Below are 22,512 nucleotides of genomic sequence, written 5' to 3'. Positions count from 1 at the left end.
TTTGGGGGGACGCCCGCCGTCCGACGGGCACGCCTGGCTCGAGGACGCCTGGGGGAAGCTTGGCCACACGAACGTCCGCCGACCTGCAACTGGGTCGGCAGGTCCGCGCTACACATGCCCTCGGGGCTCTGCAACTGCTGCTCGCCGTCGCCGCGTCGGTGGTCGGCACCCTGCTCAGCGGCTTCTTCGACATCGGGCGTCCGGGCACGCTGATCGGCGCTGGGATCGCACCGTTGGTGACTGCGGTCTTCACGACCCGGGGCAGTGGAGTCGCTCGGAGCATCGGCATCGGCGTACTCACGACGCTGGCACTGCTCATCACCGTCAGCGGCTTCACGATCTCCGACGTGCTGCGGGACGGCAAGTCTCCGGTCGCGAGCCGCGAGGGCACGTTCTGGAAACCTCCGCTGCCGGGGCCGTCCTCGAAGACGTCCGGGTTGTCGGTACCGGAGCAGGTCACGTGCCCGGCAACCGAGGTGCACCACACCGCCGACTGCCGTTTCGGCGTGAAGGCCGCCGGCAGTTCGACCGTCAGCGTGAACGGCGCGGCGCTCGACGGGCACGACCAGGACGACTTCCGCATCACGAAGCAGTGCAAGGGCACTCTCAAACCCGGGACCGCCTGTTCCGTCCGGCTGAAGTTCACCCCGTCCGCGGCGGGTGACAGGGAAGCCGAAGTCACCGTGCGGTTCGGAAGCGGCAGCACAGTGGTTCAGCTTGTGGGCAAGGGTGTCGACGGCGCGAACGGCTGCCGCGACGGGTTCGAACCGCGGCGCGCGACCGAGTCCGACACCGTCTGCGTGACGCCTGACGAGAAGGCAGCGGTACTCCAGCAGAACCAAGCGCACCAGGACGAGCATCGCGATCGCGGCGACGGCTACTGCGTCGACGGCTTCGTCTGGCGCGAAGCCACCTCGGCAGACCACATCTGCGTCACGCCGGCCGAGCGAACCGAAGCCGCACAGCAGAACGCGCAGAATTCCGAACGCTCGGCAGGTTAGGCGTTGTCGGCGAGGATCACCGCGAACGCCTCCATGACGGAGTCGACGTGGTGATCCGCGACCGGCGGATCGGTGGCGTGCTGGTTCCCGACGCGGATGGTTCGCAGGCCGGCCGCGATCCCGCCCGCGATGTCGTACGCCGGGTGGTCGCCCACCATCCATCCGCCGTCGAGCTCGACGCCCGCGCCGGCCGCCGCTCGCTCGAAGATCTCCCGCTGCGGTTTGCGTACGCCGACCGCGGCCGAGATGCAGCAGTAGTCGACGGCCCGAGCGATCCCGGTGTGCTGCAACTTGCCGGTCTGCTGCACCACAGTCCCGTTCGTCACCACAGCGACGCGCCACCCGGCCGCCCGCAGCCGCGCCAGTCCGTCCAGCACCGCGGGCTCCGCCCAGGTGAACAACGGATGCTCCCGGTCGTACTCCTCCACCGAGATCTCCACGCCGAACCGCTCCGCGAACCCGGCGAACAGCTCCGGCCGTGGGCGGAACCCGCCGTTGTCATGAGCAACCAGCCACTCGACCGCGTCACTCGCCAGCCCGGCGCGCGCCACGAACCATCGGGCCCACGCCAGGAACGCGCCGTCCCGATCGATCAGCGTGTTGTCGAGATCGAAGCAGACCAGAGCCACCGGCGTCAGACGTCGATGCGGTTCTCGTCGAGCTCGTAGGCGCCCTGGACGAGGAACTCCTTGCGCGGTGCCACGTCGTTGCCCATCAGCAGGTCGAAGACCTGGGCGGCTGCCTCGGCGTCGTCGACGGTGATCCGGCGCAGGGTGCGGTGCCGCGGGTCCATGGTGGTTTCGGCCAGCTGGTCGGCGTCCATCTCACCGAGACCCTTGTAACGCTGCGGCGGCTCCTTCCAGCGGACGCCCTTCTTCATCAGCTCGGCCGTCTTCCGCTGGTACTCCGCGTCGCTGTAGGTGTACAGGAACTTGTCCTGGCCCTTCTTCGGGTTCGTCAGCTCGAACCGGTGCAGCGGCGGTACGGCGGTGTAGACCCGCCCGGCCTCCACCAGCGGCCGCATGTACCGGAAGAACAGCGTCGCGAGCAGGCAGCGGATGTGTGCGCCGTCGGAGTCGGCGTCCGCCATGAAGATGATCTTCCCGTAGCGCGCCTGCTCGAGGTCGAACGTCCGCCCCGACCCGGCGCCGACCACCTGGATGATCGACGCGCACTCGGCGTTCTTCAGCATGTCGCCGACGGAGGCCTTCTGCACGTTCAGGATCTTGCCGCGGATCGGCAGCAGCGCCTGGAACTCCGAGCTGCGCGCCAGCTTCGCCGTACCGAGCGCCGAATCACCCTCCACGATGAACAGCTCGGACCGGTCGACGTCGTTGCTGCGGCAGTCCGCGAGCTTGGCCGGCAGCGCCGACGACTCCAGCGCGGTCTTGCGCCGCTGCAGCTCGCGGTGCTGACGCGCGGCCACCCGCGTCCGGGACGCGGCGACGATCTTCTCCAGCACCGCGCGGGCCTGCGCCTTGTGCTCCCGTTTGGTCGAGGTCAGGAATGACTCGAGCTCGGTCTGCACGACCTTGGCGACGATCCGCGAGGCCGCCGGCGTGCCCAGCACTTCCTTCGTCTGCCCGTCGAACTGCGGCTCGGCCAGCCGCACCGTGACGACCGCGGTCAGACCCTCGAGGACGTCGTCCTTGATGATCTCCTCGCCGCTCTTCAGCAGCCGCGTGCCGTCGAGCGCGCTCGTGAAACTCTTCGACAGCGCCCGCTCGAAGCCGTTGACGTGGGTGCCGCCCTTGGGCGTCGCGACGATGTTCACGAACGAGCGCAGCTCGGTCTCGTACCCGTCGCCCCAGCGCACCGCGACGTCGACGTCCAGGTCCCGCTCGACGTCGGTCGGGGTCATGTGGCCGGCGTCGTCGAGCATCGGCACGGTCTCGGTGAAGTGGCCGGTCCCGGTCAGCCGGACGACGTCGGTCACCTTCTGGTCGGTGGCCAGGAACTCGCAGAACTCCGAGATGCCGCCGTCGTGCTTGAACTTCTCCTCGGTGACCTCGTCGCCGCGCTCGTCGCGGATCACCAGCTCCAGGCCCGGCACCAGGAACGAGGTCTGCCGCGCGCGGGTGACCAGCTCGTCGTAGTTGAAGGTCGCGTCCTTGGTGAAGATCTGCCGGTCCGCCCAGTACCGGATCCGGGTGCCGGTGACGCCCCTCTTGGCCCGGCCTGCCTTCCGCAGGCCCTTGGCGGGCGTGAACGACGCGTTCGCCCCGTCGCCCTCGAACTCGCCGGCCACGCCGCGCCGGAACGAAGTGGTCCAGACCGTGCCGCCGCGGTCCACCTCGACGTCCAGCCGCGCGGACAACGCGTTCACCACCGAGGCGCCGACGCCGTGCAGACCGCCGGACGCGTTGTACGACCCGCCGCCGAACTTGCCGCCGGCGTGCAGCTTGGTGAAGACGACCTCGACACCGCTGAGCTTGGTCTTCGGCTCGACGTCGACCGGGATGCCGCGCGCCCGGTCGATCACCTCGACCGAACCGTCCTGGTGGAGCACGACGTCGATCCGCTCGCCGTGCCCGGCCAGGGCCTCGTCGACGGCGTTGTCGATGATCTCCCACAGGCAGTGCATCAGGCCGCGACTGTCGGTGGACCCGATGTACATCCCCGGCCGCTTCCGGACCGCCTCGAGACCTTCGAGGACGAGCAGGTGGCGGGCGTTGTACGTCGGGTCGATCTCGGTACTGCGAGGCGTCGGGGCGGCCACAGGGCTCCTTCACTGGTTCACACGCTGACGCGTACAGCCTATGCGGCCGCACCCCCAAAACGCCGCAGGCATGCCTTCCGGTGACATGCGGCCGGGTACCGGAGGTACGTGTCGCGGCAGGTATCGATCCGGACTCGATTCGAAGTGGTGTACGACACTCCGATCCCGAGCAGACGGTGACGGTTCCATGGCGCACAGTGAGAGAAGAAGCACTGCTCCTGCGTGACTCACCAGAAATCCGCCACTACCCGAAACGATTCCGCGTCAGCAAGCGTCATACGAGGACAGGTGGTTCGTCTCACATACGGACACGTTGTCCCCACCGGGAAGCGATCCGCATGTCAGGATGTTGCTATCTGGTGAGTACGGAACTAGATGAGATGAGGCCTCAATGACTACAGCACTCGCCCCGAGTTCGGCCCTGTCGGCCGCGGATCGTTGTGACCGCTGCGGTGCGCAGGCCTACGTCCGAGTCACCCTGACCAGCGGTGGGGAGCTGCTCTTCTGCGCCCACCACAGCCGGGAGCACTCGGAGAAGCTGCGCGACATCGCGATCACGATCCACGACGAGACCGGCCGGCTCGACGCCACCCCCGCGATCGCCACTGAAGACGAGCGGTGACCCACAGGCTGTACTAAACGCGCCAACGGCGGCGCCAAAGTCAGACAGGCTTCGATGGCGGCTCACCCGAGAGGGTGACCGCCATCCTTTTGTGCGCGCACAGTGCCTTACACAACAGGTACTTCGGGTCCTGGGCCGTGCCGCCGCAATTCCTGCCAGGCTCGTGACAGCCGGGCGACCGCATCGTCGAGCACTTGCTCCGAGTAGGCGAACGGCAGTCGCAGGTAGTCGTCGTGTGCACCCGACGGATCCATCGCGTGTCCGGCGACCACCTCCACGCCGTGCCGCAGCGCGACCTGCGCGAAGACCCGCGCGTCGGTGTCCGGCAGGCGGATCCACAGCGCCGATCCACCGGTCGGCAGCGACCACTCCCACTCCGGTAGCCGCTCGGTCAGCAACTCCCCCATCAGCTTCTTCCGCGTGGTCGCAACCCGCGCCCGGGCCGCGGTCAGCTCGCCGAGCCGCGGCAGCAGCCTGGCCGTCAGCGCCTGGTCGATGACCGGACTGCCGAGGTCGGCCAGCGCCTTGTGTCGGGCCAGCCGCTCGGCGACCGGCCGCGACGCCCGGATCCATCCGATCCGCAGCCCGCCCCAAACCGCCTTCGACACCGATCCGATCGTCAGGACCTCCGCGTCGTCCGGCGCGTACGCGGCGAGCGGCGGCGGGATGTCCGGGCCCGCCGGGTCCCAGGCCGAGTACGCGTTGTCCTCGACCACCACGACCCCGTGCCGCGCGGCCAGCTCGGCGACCTGGCGACGCCGGTTCGCCGACATCAGCCGACCGGTCGGGTTGTGGAACGTCGGCATCACGAACAGCATCGCCGGCTGATGCTCCGCGAACGCGGCTGCCAGCAGGTCCGGCCGGACCCCGGCGTCGTCCAGCGGTACGCCGGCCACCCGCCCGCCGGCCGCGCCGAACAGGTCGAAGCACCCCGGCCAGCTCGGCTGCTCGATGGCGACCGCGGCACCGGTGCGCAGGTACATCTGCGTCACCAGCGCGATCGCCTGATGCGCGCCGGTCGTCACCACGATCTCGTCCGCCGACGTCGGCAGCCCGGACTCGGTGAAGTGCTCCGCGATCCGCTCGCGCAGCACGGGCAGGCCGCGCGGGTGATAGCCGACGTCGCCGAGCAGGTCCGGCAGGTCGGTGGACGCCAGGTCGATCAGCTCCGACGCCAGCTCGGGCAGCCCGGGGTCCACGGCGTACGTGAGCGAGATGACCTCGCCTGGCCCGACCGTGATCCGGTGGAACAGCGACTCGCCGTACCCGGCCGGCATCCGCTTGTCCGCACGTGAACGGCCACGACCCGCCGCGCGTGCGACCGTCGTACCGCTGCCGCGCCGGCTCTCGACCAGGCCGCGGGCGCGCAGTTCGTCGTACGCCGCGACGACCGTGGAGCGGCTGATCGCCAGCGCGTCGGCCAGCCGCCGCTCGGCCGGGAGCCGGGCCCCGACCGGAAGCTCGGCGGAGCCGATCAGCGCGGCGATCTCGTCGGCGAGCCGCCGGTACAGGCCGCCGCTGCGGCCGCTCAGCCGGTGGCCGATCAGGTCAGCCAGCGCGGACGGGTCTCCAGAACGGTCCACTTCTCCTCGGATTGGCTCGGGTGGACTGCTTCCGACGCCGCCAGGCTAGTACGGCAACGCAGTCCAGTTCGAGGAGAAGACGATGGGGATCGGTCAGCTGGCGGGATTCGCGGGCGCGACGGCGGTGCTGGTCGGGATGCCCGGGCCCAACAATCTGTACATCTCGCTGCGCAGCCTCACCCAGGGCCGCCGGGCCGGTGTCGTCTCGGCCCTCGCGATCGAGACCGGCACGCTGGTCTACATCGCCGTCACCGCGCTCGGCCTCGCGACGCTCGTGCAGGCGTCGCCGACGCTGTTCGCCGCGATCACCGTCGCGGGCGCGCTCTACCTGGCGTACCTCGGCCTCAAGATGCTCAAGGCGTCGGCCGGCGAGCACTCGGCCGGCCTCGAGGTGGCGCCGCTCGGCCGGGTGTTCCGCGACGGTGTCGTGGTGAACCTGCTCAATCCGAAGGCCGCGCTGTTCTTCCTCGCGTTCCTTCCGCAGTTCGCGACCCGCGGCGCCGGCGCGGATCAGCTGCGCAGCGAGCTGTTGCTGCTCGGGGTCGGCGCGCTGCTGATCGGTCTGGTCTTCGACCTTTGCTACGCGGTGGGCGCCGACGCCATCGGCCGGCGCTTCCGCTCGGTCCGTACGACGAGCCGCTGGCGAAACCTGACCGTCGCGGCGATCTATCTGGGCCTGTCCGCGTTCGCGCTGATCACTGCCCTCTGACGACGGTCGCCTCGCCGCCCTCCCACCGCACGGACAGCCGCTCGCCGCCGACCAGCAGTCCGTCGAGCTCGAGCTTGTCCCACGGCACCGACTCCGCCGGGTTGACCGCGAGCGTGCCGCCCGGGACGTCGGGCTCGATACCGAGCGCGGCCACGAGCACCGCGACCGCCGAGGCCGCGGCCCACGCCTGCGGGCGGCACGAGAGCGGATACGGCGTCGGCGTGCTCTCCTCACTCGTCCCGCGGCCGCCGTACAGCTCCGGCAGGCGGTACCCGAACGCCTCGGCGGCGCGCACCAGCCCTTCGACGTACGACGACGCCACCTCGGACTGCCCGCTCGCGAACAGGCCTTGCACCGTCATCGCGGTGTCGTGCGGCCACACGCTGCCGGTGTGATAGCCGAGCGGGTTGAAGCGGGTCATTGCCGTCGACAACGTTCGCAACCCGAAACCGCTGTTCAGGTCGGCGCCGGCGAGGATGTCGGCGACCGTCTGCTCCTCGTCCGCGTCGAGCAGACCGGTGCCGAGCAGGTGGCCCATGTTCGACGCGCGGCCGATGACCGGGTTCTTCGCACCGTCGAGGGCGATCGCCGGGTAGCCGTCGACCCAGAACGCGGCGCGGAAGCGCTCCTGCAGCGCGGCTGCCCAGGCGCGCCACTCGTCACCGGACTCGCCGTGCGCCTCGAGCAGCTCGGCGCCCTTGATCGCGGCCGCGTACGCGTATCCCTGGACCTCGCACAACGCGATCGGCGCGACCGCCAGCGTCCCGTCAGGCCACTGCACCGCGTCGTTCGAGTCCTTCCAGCCCTGGTTCGCCAGACCGTGCCCCGACTCGTCGATGTACTCGAGGAAGCCGTCGCCGTCCGGATCGGCGTACTCCTTCATCCAGGCGAGGGCGCGCCGGAGGTTCGGCAGCAGGTCACGGACCTCGTCGGCGGGCATGCCCCAACGCCACGCCTTGTGCAGCGTCATGACCCACAGCTGGGTCGCGTCGTGTGTGCCGTAGTACACCGGCGGGAGGACCAGTCCGCCGCCGTGATCCGCGACCTCGGCGCGCAACTCGTGCGGGATCTTGCCCGGCTGTTCCGCGGACCCGGCGTCGACCTTCGTGCCCTGCCTGGCGGCCAGCGCGCGCAGCGTACCTGCGGCGAGCGTGGGATCGACCGGAATCATCATGCCGGACGAGATCAGCGAGTCGCGGCCGAAGAGCGTCAGGTACCAGGGCGGGCCGGCGCCGAGGTAGCGGTCGTCGTCCGCGGCCAGCTGCAGTGCGCGAACGTCGTCCAGTGAACGGTCGAGCCAGCGCCCGACGCGCTTGTCGTCACAGCGGACGCTGACGTCGTACGGCGCGCGCTCGGCCGGCGGCTCGATCGAGAAGCCGGTGTTCGACTTCGGGAAGTCCGCGGTCACGCGCAGGGTGATCGTGAACTCCTCCCCCGGCTCGACGTGCGGCGTCGCCGAGACCCCCGGGTCTGCGGTGACCACGACGCGGGTGTCGCCGTTCTCCCAGCGCGTCCGCTCGGGGCCGTCGGGCAGCGGCGCGAGCTGCGGCAGGGTCGCGGCCGCGCCGCTCCGCACCGCGGCGGTCCCCGCGAGATCGGTGCCGAGGGCAACGTCCAGGCGGCAGTCGACGGCCGCCCGGGAGCGGTTGACGAGCGTGATCCGCTCGGTCATGCCCGCGGAGTCGACGGTGCGGGTCCGGTACAGCATCACGGTCGGGTCGTGCCGGGTGTCGCCGAGGTCTTCGAGCATCGCGACGTACTGATGGGTGGCCGCGTCCTGCTCGTCGGCGTGCACCGGGAGCGGCTCGTGCCCGTCGACTGTCACGCTCAGCCGGGACAGGATCCGGCGGTCCCGGGCGTACACGCCCTCGGCGCCGGATCCGGTGAGCTGCCCGGAGCGCGGCGACAGCACCACCCACGGAGCGGCGAGCGCGGTGACCAGTTCATGCAGTGGGGACGACATGTCTCCACCCTAAACGGCGCCGCGATGCGGTTAAGTAGGACTGTGGAGACTGGCGTGAACCTTCTGGTCGGCATCGCGATCTTCGTCGGGATCGCGGGCATCGTCGTGCCGATCCTGCCCGGGGCGATCCTCAGCCTGGCCGCGATCCTGGTGTGGGCGATCGTCGAGCACAGCGCGACCGGGTGGGTGGTGTTCGCGATCGCCGCGGTGCTGATCGGTGCCAGTCAGGTGGTCAAGTACGTCGTACCGGAGCGCCGGCTCCGGGAGGCCGGCGTACCGCGGCGGTCGATGGTCGTCGGGGTGCTGCTCGGCATCGTCGGGTTCTTCGTGATCCCGGTGGTCGGCATGTTCGTCGGCTTCCCGATCGGCGTGTACCTGTCCGAGCTCCAGCGCCAGCGCACGCACGCGGCCGCGTGGACCTCCACCAAACACGCGCTCCGCCAGACCGGCGTGTCCATCCTGATCGAGCTCATCGGTACGTCGCTCGCCGCGGCTGTGTGGCTGGCCGCGGTCCTGTTCGTCGTCTGAAGTGCCAGGGACTTTCCAGTCCCGCCGCAGCGCCGTCCAAGGTCCGCCACGAACGGTGGAGGGACCAGCGCCGGGCACCTCCCGGCGCGCAACGGAAGGCACTGCAGTATGGCGTTGCATCAGAAGCTCATCGACAACCGCTGGCGGGCGGCCGGCACGATCGCCGCGGTCGCGGCGACCACTGTCGGTGGCGGCGTCGCGTTCGCGGCGACCGGGGACAACACGCCGGCACCCTCGACAGCACCTTCAGAAGGTTGGTCCACCGGAACCCAGAAGGCGCCCGATCACGACAGGGGCCCGCGGGACGGCCTGTTCGGTGCGTTGCACGGCGAGTTCGTCGTCCAGAAGGACGGCGGCGGGTACCAGACGGTCGGCACGCAGTCCGGCTCGGTCACGGCGGTCAGCAGCATGTCGATCACCGTGAAGAGCGCCGACGGGTACACCCGGACGTACGTCGTCAACGCGGACACCAAGGTGAACCGGGACGGCAAGATCGCCGACATCAAGACCGGCGAGACCGTGCGGATCCGGGCCGTCGTGGCCGGGGACACCGCGACGGCGAGCTCGATCGACGACGGCAGCAACCGCCCGGCCCCGCCGGACGGCGCCAAGCCCGGTACGTCGAAGTAGTCCGTCCACACGGTGAGGGCCGGTTGCGGCCGGTCCTCACCGCAGGCGACCTCGAAGGTTGGGTCGTCCACGCACCGTTCTTAGGTGATTGCCAGCTTCTTCTTAGGCCTGTCGGAGGTTGGTCCAAGCTGGGTCGGCCATTGTGAGAAGACCAGTGCCGGGTGACGTCCCGGCACGCAGTACGGAAGGCACAGCAGGATGAAGCTCTCACAGAAGCGGTGGCGGCTGCTCGGCACCGTCGCCGCCGTGGCCGTGACCACCACCGCCGGCGGGGTCGCCTGGGCGGCCAGCAACGCGGACCCGACGCCGTCGCCGTCGGCCTCCCCGTCCAGCCCGTCGACGCCGGGTCAGCAGAAGCCGGGCGGACCGGGCAAGGGCGGTTTCGGGCACGGCGAGTTCGGGCTGGGCGGCGCGCTGCACGGCGAGTTCGTCGTACCGAAGGACGGCGGCGGGTACCAGACGGTCGCGACGCAGCGTGGCGAGGTGACCGCGGTCAGCAAGGAGTCGATCACCGTCAAGAGCGAGGACGGCTACAGCCGGACCTACACACTGACCGAGGACACGCTGGTCAACGCCGCCCGCGACGGCATCGACGACGTGAAGACCGGGAACACCGTGCGAGTGACCGCCGTGGTCACCGACGGCAAGGCGACCGCCAGCTCGGTCAACGACGGCACCGTCCGCGACGCGGCCGGTCAGAAGTGGGGCTTCAAGCACGGCCCGCGCTGAGTCACGTCGCGGACGACTCACAGCTGATTGCCAGGAACCTTCCAGGCTTCGCACGGTTCCCGGCGGCACACTGAGAGCATGAGTCCGCATCTGCTGGTCGTCGACGACGAACCGAACATCGTCGAGCTGCTCTCCGCGAGTCTGCGTTTCGCCGGGTACGACGTGACCACGGCGACGCACGGCGCGGAGGCGCTGCGCAAGGCCCGGGACGTGGAGCCGGACCTGGTGGTGCTCGACGTGATGATGCCCGGGCTGGACGGGTTCGAGGTCGTACGCCGGCTGCGCGGTGAGGACCGGCATGTGCCGGTGCTGTTCCTCACCGCCCGGGACGCGGTCGAGGACAAGGTCCTCGGGCTGCAGACCGGCGGGGACGACTACGTCACCAAGCCTTTCAGCCTCGACGAGCTGGTCGCCCGGGTGCGCGCGCTGCTGCGCCGGTCCGGTCATCGCGAACAGACCGCGACCGAGGCCGCCGTACTGCGCTATGCGGACCTGGAGCTCAACGAGGACAGCTACGAGGTGTTCAAGTCCGGCCAGGCGGTGCAGCTGTCGCTGACCGAGTTCAAGCTGCTGCGGTGCCTGCTGGAGAACGCCGAGCGCGTGATGTCGAAGGGACAGATCCTGTCCGCGGTCTGGAACTACGACTTCGCCGGGGACGCCGGCGTGGTCGAGTCGTACATGTCGTACCTGCGCCGTAAGGTCGACACCGGCGACCAGAAGCTGCTCCACACCGTCCGCGGGGTCGGCTACGTCCTGCGTACCCCCCGAGGCCCCAACTGATGCAACTGAACCACCGGCGGTTCGCCGACCGGTACCCGCTGCGCGTCACGATCGTCGTCGTCCTGCTGACGCTCGTCGCCCTCGCGCTGGTCGCGTCCGGGGTCCTGGCGACCACAATCATGCGCGGCTACCTGCTCGACCGCGTCGACGACCAGCTCCGGCAGGCCGCGATGCCGCTGTCGCACGTCGCGACGGACCGGCGTCCCGTGCCGCGCCCCGGCGGCGGACCGGGACCGCGACAGCTGCCGAGTGAGTTCGTCGTGCAGTTCAACGACTCCGAGGGCACGAGCGACAAGGGCCCGGTCGGTTCCCGGCTCGCCGAGGCCGAGCCGCTGCCCAAGCTGCCGACGCTCAACCTGAACCAGGTCCGCGCACTCGACGGGAAATCGTTCGAGGTCGACGCCGAGTCCGGCGGGTCGACCTGGCGGGTGCTCGCGGTGCCGACCGAGGACCAGCAGGGCTCGGTCATGGTGGCGCAGAGCCTGAAGGACATCGACCACACCATCCAGCGACTGATCGGTATCCAGGCCGCGGCCGGGGTGATCCTGCTCGTGCTGCTGGCCGGCGTCGGGACGTACGTCGTACGGCGAAGTCTGCGCGGGCTCGAGGACGTCGAGCACACCGCGGTCGCAATCGCCGGCGGGGACCTGAGCCGACGAGTACCGCAGCGGGACCCGCGGACCGAGGTCGGGCGGCTGTCGCTCGCGCTGAACCAGATGCTCGGACAGATCGAGACCGCGTTCGCGCAGCGTACGGCGTCCGAGTTCGCCGCGCGCCGGAGCGAGGACGCGGCCAGGCAGTCGGAGGAGGCCGCCCGGCAGTCCGAGGACCGGATGCGGCGGTTTGTCGCCGACGCATCCCATGAGCTGCGTACGCCGTTGACGTCGATCCGCGGGTTCGCCGAGTTGTCCCGGCACCGCGGTGATGTCGCGGACCCGGACACGATGCGCCGGATCGAGGACGAGGCAAAACGGATGGGGCTGCTCGTCGATGACCTGTTGCTGCTGGCGCGCCTCGACCAGCAGCGCCCGCTGCGCGCGGAGTCCGTCGACCTGCTCCCGATCGCGGCCGACGCACTGCACAACGCGCAAGCTGTGCAGCCCGACCGCCATATCTCGCTGACGATCCTGCCCGACTCGGAGGCGCCAGTTGTCTCCGGTGACGAGGCTCGGCTGCGGCAGGTGCTCGGCAACCTGGTCAGCAACGCCCTCCACCACACCCCCGTCGACGCACCCGTCACCGTCTCTGTCGGCACCCGCGGCACCGAAGCCGTCCTCGAAGTCACCGACACCGGCCCAGGCCTGACCGACGAACAAAAGGCCCGCATCTTCGAACGCTTCTACCGAGTAGACACCGCCCGAACCCGCTCCACCGGCGGCTCCGGACTGGGCCTCTCGATCGTCGCTGCCTTGGTTGCCGCCCACAACGGCCACGTAACCGTCACCGACACGAACCCCCACGGCGCAACCTTCACCGTCCATCTCCCCCTCAGCACCTAAGCCAACCCACCCACGCCCCGCTTAGCGCGGTGCATTTTGCGTCCGGCTGGCGCCGGGCTGTTGCTGGCTGCCGCCGGTCTATTCCGGCTACCGCCCGGAGTTGCCGGGTGGCGCCGGCGAGCTGGTGCTCGCGGGCGGCTGCTAGGTGGACGCGCACCACACCCGCACTGCGCCGGGGGCGGGTGGTCTGATGATCCGCAACGGCGGCTGCTTGCTCGGGCGCTCGTAAATGCGAGCGACAGCGCAAGACCACGCCGGTAGCCTGGCGAGGCCATGGAGATGACTGAAATCACGCGTGCGATCGCGGCTGCGACGTCCATCGCTTCATCGCTCGGTCTGCCGGTCGAGGACGCAGTTGTTCTGCACAACTCGAACAAGTTGGCTCTGCGATTGACGCCATGCGAGGTCTTCGCTCGGGTAGCACCAATTGGGCAAGAGGTTGCGCAGCTCGAGATTGAGATCGCTCGGCAGCTGACGGACCTCGGGAGCCCGGTGGTTGCATTGGAGCCTCGGGTCGATCCGCTCGTGTACACGCGCGACGGCTTCGCAGTCACGCTGTGGACCTACCACGAACCCATGACCCCCAGCGTGTCCCCGCCCGACTTCGCCAGCGCGCTCGAGCGCCTGCACGCGGGTATGCGCAAGATCGACGTACCGACCCCACGGTTCACCGACCGAGTCGCCGAGGCCGAACAGCTCGTTGCCGACCCGGACCTTTCGCCCGAGCTGGCCGACGCCGACCGCGAGCTGCTCACCACCAGACTGGCAAGCCTGCGCCAAGCGATCGACGGCCGCGGCGCCCCGGAGCAGCTGCTTCACGGCGAGCCGCATCCGGGCAACGTGCTCAGCACGAACAGCGGCCCGCTGTTCATCGACTTCGAGACGTGCTGCCGCGGGCCGGTCGAGTTCGACCTCGCCCATGTACCGGAGGAGGTCTGCGCGTCGTACCCAGGCATCGACCAAGAACTCCTGGACGACTGTCGCCAACTCGTCCTCGCGATGGTCGCCGCCTGGCGCTGGGATGCCGGCGACCAGTTCCCGAACGGAAGACTATTCGGCGACGGACTCCTGCACATCCTGCGCGAAGGCCCACCCTGGCCGACCCTCGACCAGGTCACCACTCGGCTGGGCGTTCTGTAGCTCAAGCGACTTCCACCACCACTGAAGCAGGCTGTGAGTCGACGGCCAGAAACGCACCATCTGGGGCCGAACCGCCGTGATCGACACCGACCAGCTGTTCCTCATGGTCGACCCCGGCGGGGACGGCCCATGAGGAGCATCGGAACGGAAACGTACGGTAAGGACGTTGGTGGGCCGGAGAGCCCTTGCAGCTCGCTGCGATGGCTCTGGGGCTTTGGCGTACGTTTCCGTTCCGATGCTCCCGCTCGTGACGTCCCACCGGTTCTCGCATAAACGGTCGTTTCCGAGAGGCGACCCGAAGCCGGGCGCCCGAACACCCCAAAGCGACGAAACCTGTCTCAGAACTCGTTCTCAGCTCAATAGCTGGGCCTCGCTAGTTCTGAGAAATGTTTGTGAGAGAATTCGGGGATGGAGGATCCCGAGCCGAGCGTGGCGCCGGTGCCGTCTGCCGCCGATGAGGTTGAGCGGCACCGATGCCCGCGCTGCCTGGCCGAGCCTGGCTCGCCGTGCCGGTCGCGTTCTGGCGCGGTCGCCGGGACCTACCACACTGGCCGGTTCACGAAGGTGCCGCGGCTGGCGAAGGAACTGCGGGTGCCAACCCCGGCAGACCGCGGACCGGGCCAGCCGTGGCGGCCTGGTAGCCCGCCCCCGGCGCCGATCCCCGCGGACACCCCGAGCACGGATATTCGCGTCGGGTACGCCCGCTGTTCGCACCTCACGCAGGAACTACAGTCCCAGCTCGACGCCCTGGCAGCGCACGGCATCCCCAGGGACAAGATCTTCGCCGAGAAGATCTCCACCCGGATCAGGGTCCGGCCGAAATTCGAGGCCGCCCTGGAGACCGCCCGGCAAATCAAGGCCCATGCACCGCACTGCCGGGTCATCCTCACCGTCTACGAGATGAAACGCCTCGGCCGCGACTCCGCCGAGCTCACCGCGCTGGCCGACCACCTGACAGCGCATGGGATCGTGCTGGAGATGCTCGCCGGGCCATTGGCCGGGGTCTACGACCCGTCCGGCACCGGCCGCATCCTGTTCGCGTTCTTCGCCGCGATGGCCGAAACGGACCGCGAGGCCATCCGCGAGTCCACTTTGGAAGGTCTCAATGCCGCCGCCCGTAAGGGAAACCACGGCGGCCGGCCCCCGGTCATCACCGACGACATGCTCCACACCGTGCTCCGCCGCCGCGCAAACGGCGACTCCGTCGCGAATATCCGGACGGACCTGATCATCCCCGCCGGCAAGCGCAAAGGGAAAAGCCCGAGCCTGGCCAGCATCTACCGGGCCCTGGCCGAACACGAGCAACACGAGCGCCACCCCGACGCCGTCGAGCAGGCCCACACCGACTTCGCCGCCCTGAAGGCCGGCGCCTGACCGCACCGCGAACAGAGATGGCCAAGCACGATAGGAACAGCATGACCAGCAGGAAGCTCGCCCCAGTCCGGGCCCCGTTGCTGCGGGCAACGAGAGCCCTTCTGGCGCCTCCGGAGGTGCCAGAAGGTCTCTCGAGCTGAACCAGCGGACCACTGCATCGAAGTCTGCCCCGGCGCTGAACCACGTCGGCGCCGCGGGCACCTCCAAGCGAGCTATTCGCGCCGGTGGTCCTCGCGCCTGATCCATTCATAGAACTGTCGTTGTGAATACATCTCAAGATCGCAGCGCAGGGCCTGCAACAGGTACCAGTCGGGCTCAGCGAAGTCAGTCCCTTCGATCTGACCGTAGACATCTACCGGAATCTCTTCGCCAAGCTCCTCGGTCTTCAGCACAGCTGAAGAGGTTTCGAAGTAGATCCGCAGGATTTCGTCGGCACTCGGGATGCTGAGATCGATCAGTGCGCAGCCGAACCTGGTGTCTGTTGACTTGAGCGCAACATGCACCAGCTCCGCGTCGTCGAGGCCGACGTTCAAGGCTGACAGCGGCTCAATAATCCACCAGCTCGACTTTGGATCGTATCCGACCTCTAGTTCAGATCGCATCAGCAGTCCCAGTTCAATCTCCTGCAGTAACGCTCGACACGCCGCACGTGTCGCATTCTCATTGGCGTCACGGTCTGCCCGAATCGTGCCCAGCCACTCTTGGTGTACTCACTCCTTCCGGCCCGCCTGTAGTGAGGCGCCGGAATCCGCCGACCGGCATACTTGCCCGTCTTATTGTAGTGGCCACGACTGTTCTTTGCCTTCAGGTCCCACTGATACCGATACCGCTTGGTGGTCTCGAACACGCGGTGATGACCGATTCGATCGGCAAGCGCACGGGCCCTCCGTGCAGTGCGGACGGCCTTCACGAATCGGTAGCTTCGGTAGGCCCGGTAGGCCCATACGGCGCCTGAGATCGCCGGGATCGGCACGACCGACGCTACGAACAGGGCTGTCTCCAGCTTGTGGGTCTTTACCCAGTTCCACGCCTTCTTGAATCCACCCCAGTTCCCGTCGAGGTCGAACTTGTTGACCGGGTCAGTCGGATAGGTGTACGCGTTCGCGTTTCCTCCGTCAACCGGGTCAACGCTGGTGAATAGACCGGTCGTGGAGTTGTATGACCTCGCTCCCATCAGGATGAGGCCCGCGCCGCTGACGGCGCGCTGCTTGCCGCCAAGCCAGCCGTACTGCAACGGCCCGGTGTTCGCGGTCGCGTTCGCCGTGTTGCCGTACTCGTCGTAACTGCTCCACCCGTTGATCGCCGAGGCCGGCGCCTGTGGCGTCAGAGTGGCGGTGGTGACCACGTCGCCGTGCGGATTGCTGAGCGTCAACTGGGCGTTGCCTGTTCCATCGACGGTGAGGGCGAGGTCGCTGCCGATCAGTTCCGCGTACCGCTGGTTGAGTGAGCCTTGAGTCACCCAAGTTGGGTTGTCGGATGCGTCGGCGTAGTGCCTGACAGTCTGTGTGGTGCCCGACGTGTTGGTGACCGTTTCGGTCGCCCTTCGGTCGAGTGCGTCGAGCCCGAAGGTTGTCGTGGTGCCGGCTTGAGTGATGGCGCGGGCGAGGTCGTTGTCGTAGTAGGACAAGGCGACGTCGCCGTCGCTTGGGTGTGGGGCGTCTGCGGCCGGGAGGGTCGTGGTTCGGCCGAGGGCATCGTTGACGTAGCTGCCGACGCCGTTGGCGCCACTGGTGGGGCGGTCGGCGGTGTCGAAGGAACGGGTCACGGTGGTGGCGCCACTCGTCGTGCACGAACCATCGGCGGCCGCCGGAGCGGTGGCCTTGGTCAACCGGTTGTCATTGGCGTCGAAGCCGTAGGTGCGGGTCACGCAGGCCGGTGCTTGTGCGGGGTCGGTGACGTCGACGCCGGATGCCATTGCGGTGCGGTCGTTGACTTGGGTGAGTCGGCCGGCGTTGTCGTAGCTGTAGCGTCGGTCGTACGGGATGGCTCCACCGGCCGCGGTGGTGAAGGCGTTGCCGTCAGGGGTCCATTCGTGGGTGATCCGGCCGGTAATGTCCTTCTGCAGGGACCAGGACAGCCAGGGCCCGTTCGGGTCGACCGTGGTGGAGCCGTCGGGGTTGGTTGTGGTGACTTGGCCGGTGTAGCGCAGGCCGATGGGTTCGCCGGTGTTGTCAAGGTCGCTGTACTGGGTCACCCCACCGGGCAACTTCTGCACGGTCATGGACCCGTCAGAGTCGTAGGCGCCGGTGGAAGTCCAGCTCGTTCCGGCGGTGGTGACATCGACTCTCGTCGCGAGACCGCGACGCTCCTGCCTACCGCCGGCGTCGGTGCCGTCGTAGGTGTAGGTCGTCGATCCGTTGGCGTCGGACACAGTCGCGACCGAGCCCGCCGCGTCGTACACGGTGGTTGTGGCGGTCTCACCTGATGGCTGGTAGGAGATCTGGCGGCCCCAGCTGTCGTACCCAGTGGTGATCGTGCCGGACGTGCTGTTGTCTGGGTTTATCGCAGTGACCGTCGTGGGCTGACCGGTACTCGGATCGTAGGTGTACTGCTTCTTGGTGTTCGGGGTTGAACCAGTCAGGCCGGTGACAGTGGTGGCGGTGGACTCGGTGCGGCCGTCGCGCAGGTAGGTCGTGATGGTGCTGCGGGTGGCCGTGCCGGAGGTCTCGGTGGTGGTCTTCGGTGCCAGCAGGTAGGTGAAGGCCGACGTCGTCGTCGAGGGCAGGGTCGGTCCGGAGCTGGGTGCCGCGGCGGGGTAGGTCTTGCAGACCAGCCCGGCCCACTGCGGCTTCGCCCCGCATTCGGGGAAGGATGCGTTGGCCGCCGTGGTGTAGTAGACGGTCTTGGTCGTCCCGGCATCGGCACCGTTGGAGGCGGATTGCCGAGTCTCGATCACGCGGCCTTCGGCGTCGTACCGGGTGAGTTTCACGATGTCACCGGCACTGTTCGAACCGTTGAGGTCGACGTCGGTGATGGTCTTGCCGGGCAGACTCCTGCCCCACCCGTCGGCGTCACCGGTGACGGGTGCGGCGTAGTCGGTCAGGGTCTGGCCGGTGACTTCTAGGTCGGTGCCGGTGCCCGGGTCATGCGCGTAGGACGTCTCGGTCGTGGCGAGCCGGTACGGCAGGGACGTGTCCGGGTTGATGCCGCCGTTGGGGGCGTCCTGGTCGTAGGTGGTGCGGGTGTGCGGCCGGGCCCAGGCGATAGTGCCGTTCTTGAGAGCAACCGAGCGGGCCGGTCCGTAGGTGTCGGTCACCAAGGTGCCGGCCGGGGTGATCACGGCGTCGCCAGCCGCGTTCTTGATGTCGGTGTTGTAGACCGTGATGGTCGCCAACTGGTCGGCGGGCGTGTCGGTGTCGATCACCTGGCGCAGGGCACGTTCATCGAGCTCGCGGACGAGATTGCCTTGCTCGTTGTAGTCGGTGGAGGTGTACTGCCAGTCCCCGGCGCCGTACTTGGCGGTGTTGACCGTGTAGCCGGCGGCGTCGGTGTACTGCAAGTCGGCGTACTGCCAATCGGCCGAACCCGGCGCGCCAGTGAGCGGGTGGTCGGGGCCGAAGACCGCGAACCCGTTCGTCGGCGCCACCTTCTGGTTCCACTTGGCGACCATGCCTGCGGACAGATCGGGCAGGCCGGGTCCGGACAGCGGGACGTCGTAGACGTACTTGCCGAGGGTGGCGGTGCCTCCGGTGGGGTCACCGGCCGGTCGGGCGCGGGTGACGGTGTCGAGTTTCTCGCGGCCGTCGACGGTGACGTAGCTGAACTGGTACGGCACCTGGCCGGCGGGCTTGATCGAGGTCAGGTGATTCGAGGCGTTGTAGGTGTACTCCGTCGCCAGCCCCGAGCGCGGGTCGGTGACCTTGGTCAGCAGCGCGTTCGTGTCGTAGGTGTAGGCGGCGACCGGGATTGATTCCATCCCGGCACCACCAGGCTTGTCCGGGTTGTAGATGTCCAGCGAGGCCTGGCTCAACCGCACGCGCGAGGCGCCGATGGTGGTGTAGTCGAAGTGCAGAGCCCGGCAGCCAGGGTTCAGCCCGGACAGTGGGCTGCCCGCCACATAGGTGCCGCAGGTCACGTCCGGTGCGGGCGGGGCGAGGATGCGCACGACCCGGCCGTTGCCGTCGTAGGCGAACGTCGTCTTCCCCGCGACGCCGGGCTCGGAGATCCCGTCCGCGCGGAACTGGGTCGCAGCATTCGCGGCCGGGGGCGCGGCGGGTTTCCAGGTGGTGACCGTTCCGTCGTCCTCGACGTAGGACACCACCGTTGACGTGCCGGTCCCAGCGACGCTCAGCCGTCCGCCGTCCAACGAGGTGTCTTCATCGACAGGATCCCAGCCGCTTTGCTCGAAGGTCGCCGTCGTACGGCGCTCACCCGACGGTGACTCGTAGATCAGGGTGGTCCCGTCGCCGTCCAGCAGCACCAGGGTGCCATCGACCCTGGTCTGGTCGATCACCTGCATGCCTGCCGCGCCGGCGTCGGCGCCGTCGAACTGCGCGGTCCAGCCCTGCCCGAACGCGCCGTTGATCTGGTCGGTCGGTGTCTCGTATGTCATGTGCGACCGAGAGATCGACAGTTCACTGATGTAGCCGGGAACGGAGATGTCGGTCGCATCGGCGTTGAACTCGCCGGTCCACAACGCGACCTGGCCGGGGCCCGCATCCGAGGTGGGGAAGCCGTTGCCGAAGGCGTGCGGGACGCGCTGCACGGTGGTGCCGGGGGTTTGGGACCAGGTGCACTGGCTGGAGGAGGCGTAGGTGAAGCAGACCTGGATGTCGAGCTTGACCGGGATCCGGTCGTTCAGGGTGGTGGGCTGGATCCCGGCCGTGTCGGGGTCGGAGTCCAGGTAGTTGTCGGTCTTGGCGTTCATCGTGTCCCAGACCTGGTTCACGCTGACGCCGGCCGTGCCGTTGTCGGTCACCGACAGTTCGGTGGGGTCCTCGGTCCAGCCGACCGTGTCGTAGGCGCTGCCGCCGTACCCTGAGGTCCGCCAGCGCACCTTCGCGGTGACGGTCGCGGACTGGCCCTTCGGCGGCCCCGAGGCCGTGATCCGGACCGTGTTCGCCGTCGTGATCCGCGGGTCGGCGGTGGGTGAGGTCATCGCCGATGCGCCCCACCCGAAGCTGTAGGAACTGGACGGGGACGGGTTCAGGGCGGGCGTGTCGGCGGTGGCGGTGATGCGGTGCAGGCCAGGGGTGTCCTTGCTGATGGTGACGGTCGTCTTGGCGATCGCCGGGTCGCTGGACGGGGTGATCTTGACCTGCCCGGGTGCGCCGCCGGTAAAGTTCGTCGCCACCGGCTCGCCGTCGACGGTGAGCCGGATGTAGCCGGGTGCGTTGTAGCCGGTGCCGGTCGCGGTCACCGTGCACTGCACGTCCGCGGTCGGGTTGGTGTCTTGCCAGGAGTTGATCACGTAGGGACTCGGGCACGAGATCACCGGTGCGGCCGGTGTAGCGGCCCCGATCCGCAGCCGCGTCTGATAGCTCGTCCAGGGCCCGTCGACCCGGCCGTCATTAGCCTTCGCCCGGATGTACAGCAACGTGTCATCCGGGAGATCAGTGGCCGGGCGGCAGCCGGCAGTCGTCCCGGAGGCGTAGACCGAGGAGGTGCAGGTGCCGTGCAACTGGAAGGTCGGGCCGTCGCCGGTGAAGAACTCGAACACGTACTTCACCGTGTTGCCGTCCGCGTCGGTGGCCTTGGTGCGCACCCACGGCGTCCGGGTCGGCGAGTACATGTAGGACTGGGTGTCGCCGGGTGCGGCGTAGGCGACGGCTTCGGTTGTTTCGACCGTGGCCGGGGCGTTGGGTGGCCGGTTCCAGGTCAGCGACATGTACGGGACCGCTGGGCCCTCGCTGGAGTAGAACCGTTTCCAGGCGTTCGCGTCGGTCTCGTTGGCCGCCTTCAGCATCACCGCCACGGTGGTGTCCGTTCGGCCGGACCAGTACTGAGCGAGCCCGGTCATGTCGACGTACACCCGGTCGGCCGGGCAGCCGCTCAGGCCCTTCGCGGCCGACACGCTGCCCCAGATCTGCTGCGAAGTGACCGGCATGTTCGACCACCGCGTCGCCGTGTCCGCCGGCAGCGAGGCGTGCAGGTTCATCGTCGTGGCGGTGCAGGTGGTCGTGCCGTACTGCATCAGCGACAGCGACGCCGACACGACGTCCTTGCCCTGGAACGCCGAGCCCGCGAAGTTCAGGAACGACCGCTCCGTGGTCGTGCCGTTCTTCCCGACCCGCAGGTCTGTCGTGGCTGACAGGTCGTTCGGCCAGCCGGACTGTACGAACGCGTCGAAGGTCGTCAGCACCGACGTGTTCGCGTAGACCGGGTCGATGGTGGCCGGATAGACGCGGGCCGGGTCGAGGAGCCAGTCCTTGTCGGGGGCGATCACGAGCGTCGCCTGACCGGCCGAGACCTGCTCCACCGACATCGCCACTGGCGCGGTATTCACCGGCATGTTGGTGTGTTCGTCGGTGACCGCGTCCCACATCTGCCCGACCGGGATCCGCGACCGCACCACGTTCTTGGCGTCGACGAACTCGATCGCACCGTCGCTCGCCTGGCGTGCCGTGAGTCCCTTGGTGCGCAGCGGGATCCGCCACACCGGCGCCACCCCATCGGCCGGGCGCTGCTTCACCACGAAGTCGGTCTCGAACCCCGACCGGCGCGCCTCCAACCGCAGATCCACGCCCGGCTGCACGTCGGTGTAGGTGGCCTTGGTGCCGTCCAGGGCTGGTTCCGGCAGCTTCCACGGAGCGAGCCATTCGACCTGACGTCCAAAGCCGGCGGTCGCCGACGCGAACACCCCGCCCGATGCGGTGTTGCGTTTGCCGAGCTGCAGGCCGAACTTGTGGCCCTTCGGCGCGACCGTCCCGTCGGTGTCCTTGACCAGGGTCAGGTCGATGGTTTGCCACGTGCCGGTCGCGGTCTTGAACCGGATCGGCGCCGAATACGCCTCCGTGGTCATTGTCCCGTCCGGGTTCGCCCACGTCGTCGACGTCTCCGACCGCAGCGACTCGACCTCGACCTTCGAGCCCTGCGACCGAGCCGATACCACCGCCGACACCAGATCCGGCCGCGACGCCACCTTCGGAACCGCCGGTTTCGGATCCGCCGCCGGAGCCGCGGCGGCCCTCTCCTGAGCCTCGAGCCCGGTCACCAGCAACGCGAACGACACCACCACCGCAACGAACCGCACCACCCGCGAGAACCACCGGATACGGGCACGCTTCGAACGACCT

At 68.7% G+C, this 22,512-nt stretch carries 16 protein-coding genes; 10 read left to right on the top strand and 6 right to left on the bottom strand.

Annotation, left to right across the window (positions count from 1 at the left end):
- Positions 1-59: 59 nt before the first annotated feature.
- The gene (locus ACWEOO_RS04475; protein WP_452141760.1) at positions 60-1,001 is read left to right on the top strand and encodes a hypothetical protein; all 942 of its coding nucleotides are present in this window, start codon (positions 60-62) and stop codon (positions 999-1,001) included.
- Here the strand turns inward: ACWEOO_RS04475 and ACWEOO_RS04470 are convergent.
- Both ACWEOO_RS04470 and ACWEOO_RS04465 read right to left on the bottom strand, forming a co-directional pair.
- Complete coding sequence (locus tag ACWEOO_RS04470; RefSeq protein WP_452141759.1) at positions 998-1,630, bottom strand: HAD family hydrolase; 633 nt, start codon at positions 1,628-1,630, stop codon at positions 998-1,000. The genes ACWEOO_RS04475 and ACWEOO_RS04470 overlap by 4 nt on opposite strands.
- A 5-nt stretch (positions 1,631-1,635) precedes the next feature.
- Entirely contained in the window at positions 1,636-3,720 is a 2,085-nt protein-coding gene (locus ACWEOO_RS04465; RefSeq protein ID WP_452141758.1) for a DNA gyrase/topoisomerase IV subunit B, read from the bottom strand.
- A gap of 391 nt (positions 3,721-4,111) precedes the next feature.
- Between ACWEOO_RS04465 and ACWEOO_RS04460 the strand changes: the two genes are divergently transcribed.
- A complete protein-coding gene (locus ACWEOO_RS04460) occupies positions 4,112-4,342 on the top strand; it encodes a DUF7455 domain-containing protein (RefSeq protein WP_355700620.1) in 231 nt (76 codons plus the stop codon).
- Positions 4,343-4,449: 107 nt separating this feature from the next.
- On the opposite strand, the gene ACWEOO_RS04455 is transcribed toward ACWEOO_RS04460, so the two are convergent.
- On the bottom strand, positions 4,450-5,925 hold the full coding sequence (locus ACWEOO_RS04455) for an aminotransferase-like domain-containing protein (RefSeq protein WP_452141757.1): 1,476 nt from the start codon (positions 5,923-5,925) through the stop codon (positions 4,450-4,452).
- Between the two features lie 82 nt (positions 5,926-6,007).
- Here ACWEOO_RS04455 and ACWEOO_RS04450 point away from each other — a divergent pair, with 82 nt between their 5' ends.
- Positions 6,008-6,634 carry a LysE family translocator gene (locus ACWEOO_RS04450; RefSeq protein ID WP_452141756.1) on the top strand — a complete coding sequence of 209 codons (627 nt, stop codon included), beginning with the start codon at positions 6,008-6,010 and terminating at the stop codon, positions 6,632-6,634.
- On the opposite strand, the gene ACWEOO_RS04445 is transcribed toward ACWEOO_RS04450, so the two are convergent.
- Positions 6,621-8,597 carry an amylo-alpha-1,6-glucosidase gene (locus tag ACWEOO_RS04445; RefSeq protein WP_452141755.1) on the bottom strand — a complete coding sequence of 659 codons (1,977 nt, stop codon included), beginning with the start codon at positions 8,595-8,597 and terminating at the stop codon, positions 6,621-6,623. The genes ACWEOO_RS04450 and ACWEOO_RS04445 overlap by 14 nt on opposite strands.
- A 54-nt stretch (positions 8,598-8,651) precedes the next feature.
- Here ACWEOO_RS04445 and ACWEOO_RS04440 point away from each other — a divergent pair, with 54 nt between their 5' ends.
- The 7 genes from ACWEOO_RS04440 to ACWEOO_RS04410 all read left to right on the top strand — a co-directional run bounded on the left by ACWEOO_RS04440 (position 8,652) and on the right by ACWEOO_RS04410 (position 15,277).
- Complete coding sequence (locus ACWEOO_RS04440) at positions 8,652-9,125, top strand: DUF456 domain-containing protein (protein ID WP_359928512.1); 474 nt, start codon at positions 8,652-8,654, stop codon at positions 9,123-9,125.
- A 108-nt stretch (positions 9,126-9,233) separates the two neighbouring features.
- Positions 9,234-9,755 (top strand): hypothetical protein, encoded by a 522-nt coding sequence (locus ACWEOO_RS04435; protein WP_452141754.1) that lies wholly within the window; start codon positions 9,234-9,236, stop codon positions 9,753-9,755.
- A gap of 198 nt (positions 9,756-9,953) precedes the next feature.
- Positions 9,954-10,484, top strand: a complete 531-nt coding sequence (locus tag ACWEOO_RS04430; RefSeq protein WP_359928517.1) for a hypothetical protein — start codon at positions 9,954-9,956, stop codon at positions 10,482-10,484.
- Positions 10,485-10,562: 78 nt separating this feature from the next.
- Complete coding sequence (locus ACWEOO_RS04425; protein ID WP_355481297.1) at positions 10,563-11,264, top strand: response regulator transcription factor; 702 nt, start codon at positions 10,563-10,565, stop codon at positions 11,262-11,264.
- A complete protein-coding gene (locus tag ACWEOO_RS04420) occupies positions 11,264-12,763 on the top strand; it encodes a sensor histidine kinase (RefSeq protein ID WP_452141753.1) in 1,500 nt (499 codons plus the stop codon). The genes ACWEOO_RS04425 and ACWEOO_RS04420 overlap by 1 nt, the downstream gene beginning before the upstream one ends.
- A gap of 273 nt (positions 12,764-13,036) precedes the next feature.
- Positions 13,037-13,903 carry a phosphotransferase enzyme family protein gene (locus ACWEOO_RS04415; RefSeq protein ID WP_452141752.1) on the top strand — a complete coding sequence of 289 codons (867 nt, stop codon included), beginning with the start codon at positions 13,037-13,039 and terminating at the stop codon, positions 13,901-13,903.
- 408 nt (positions 13,904-14,311) lie between these two features.
- Positions 14,312-15,277: a recombinase family protein gene (locus ACWEOO_RS04410; RefSeq protein WP_452141751.1), complete on the top strand. Its 966-nt coding sequence runs from the start codon at positions 14,312-14,314 to the stop codon at positions 15,275-15,277.
- 212 nt (positions 15,278-15,489) lie between these two features.
- Here the strand turns inward: ACWEOO_RS04410 and ACWEOO_RS04405 are convergent, their stop codons facing one another.
- Positions 15,490-15,879: a hypothetical protein gene (locus ACWEOO_RS04405; RefSeq protein WP_452141750.1), complete on the bottom strand. Its 390-nt coding sequence runs from the start codon at positions 15,877-15,879 to the stop codon at positions 15,490-15,492.
- Positions 15,879-22,472: an RHS repeat-associated core domain-containing protein gene (locus ACWEOO_RS04400; protein WP_452141749.1), complete on the bottom strand. Its 6,594-nt coding sequence runs from the start codon at positions 22,470-22,472 to the stop codon at positions 15,879-15,881. The genes ACWEOO_RS04405 and ACWEOO_RS04400 overlap by 1 nt, the downstream gene beginning before the upstream one ends.
- Positions 22,473-22,512: the final 40 nt, after the last annotated feature.

Source organism: Kribbella sp. NPDC004138 (genome assembly GCF_053603655.1).
The sequence above is the reverse complement of the archived record's forward strand: the minus strand, read 5'-3'. Positions and strand labels throughout refer to the sequence as shown.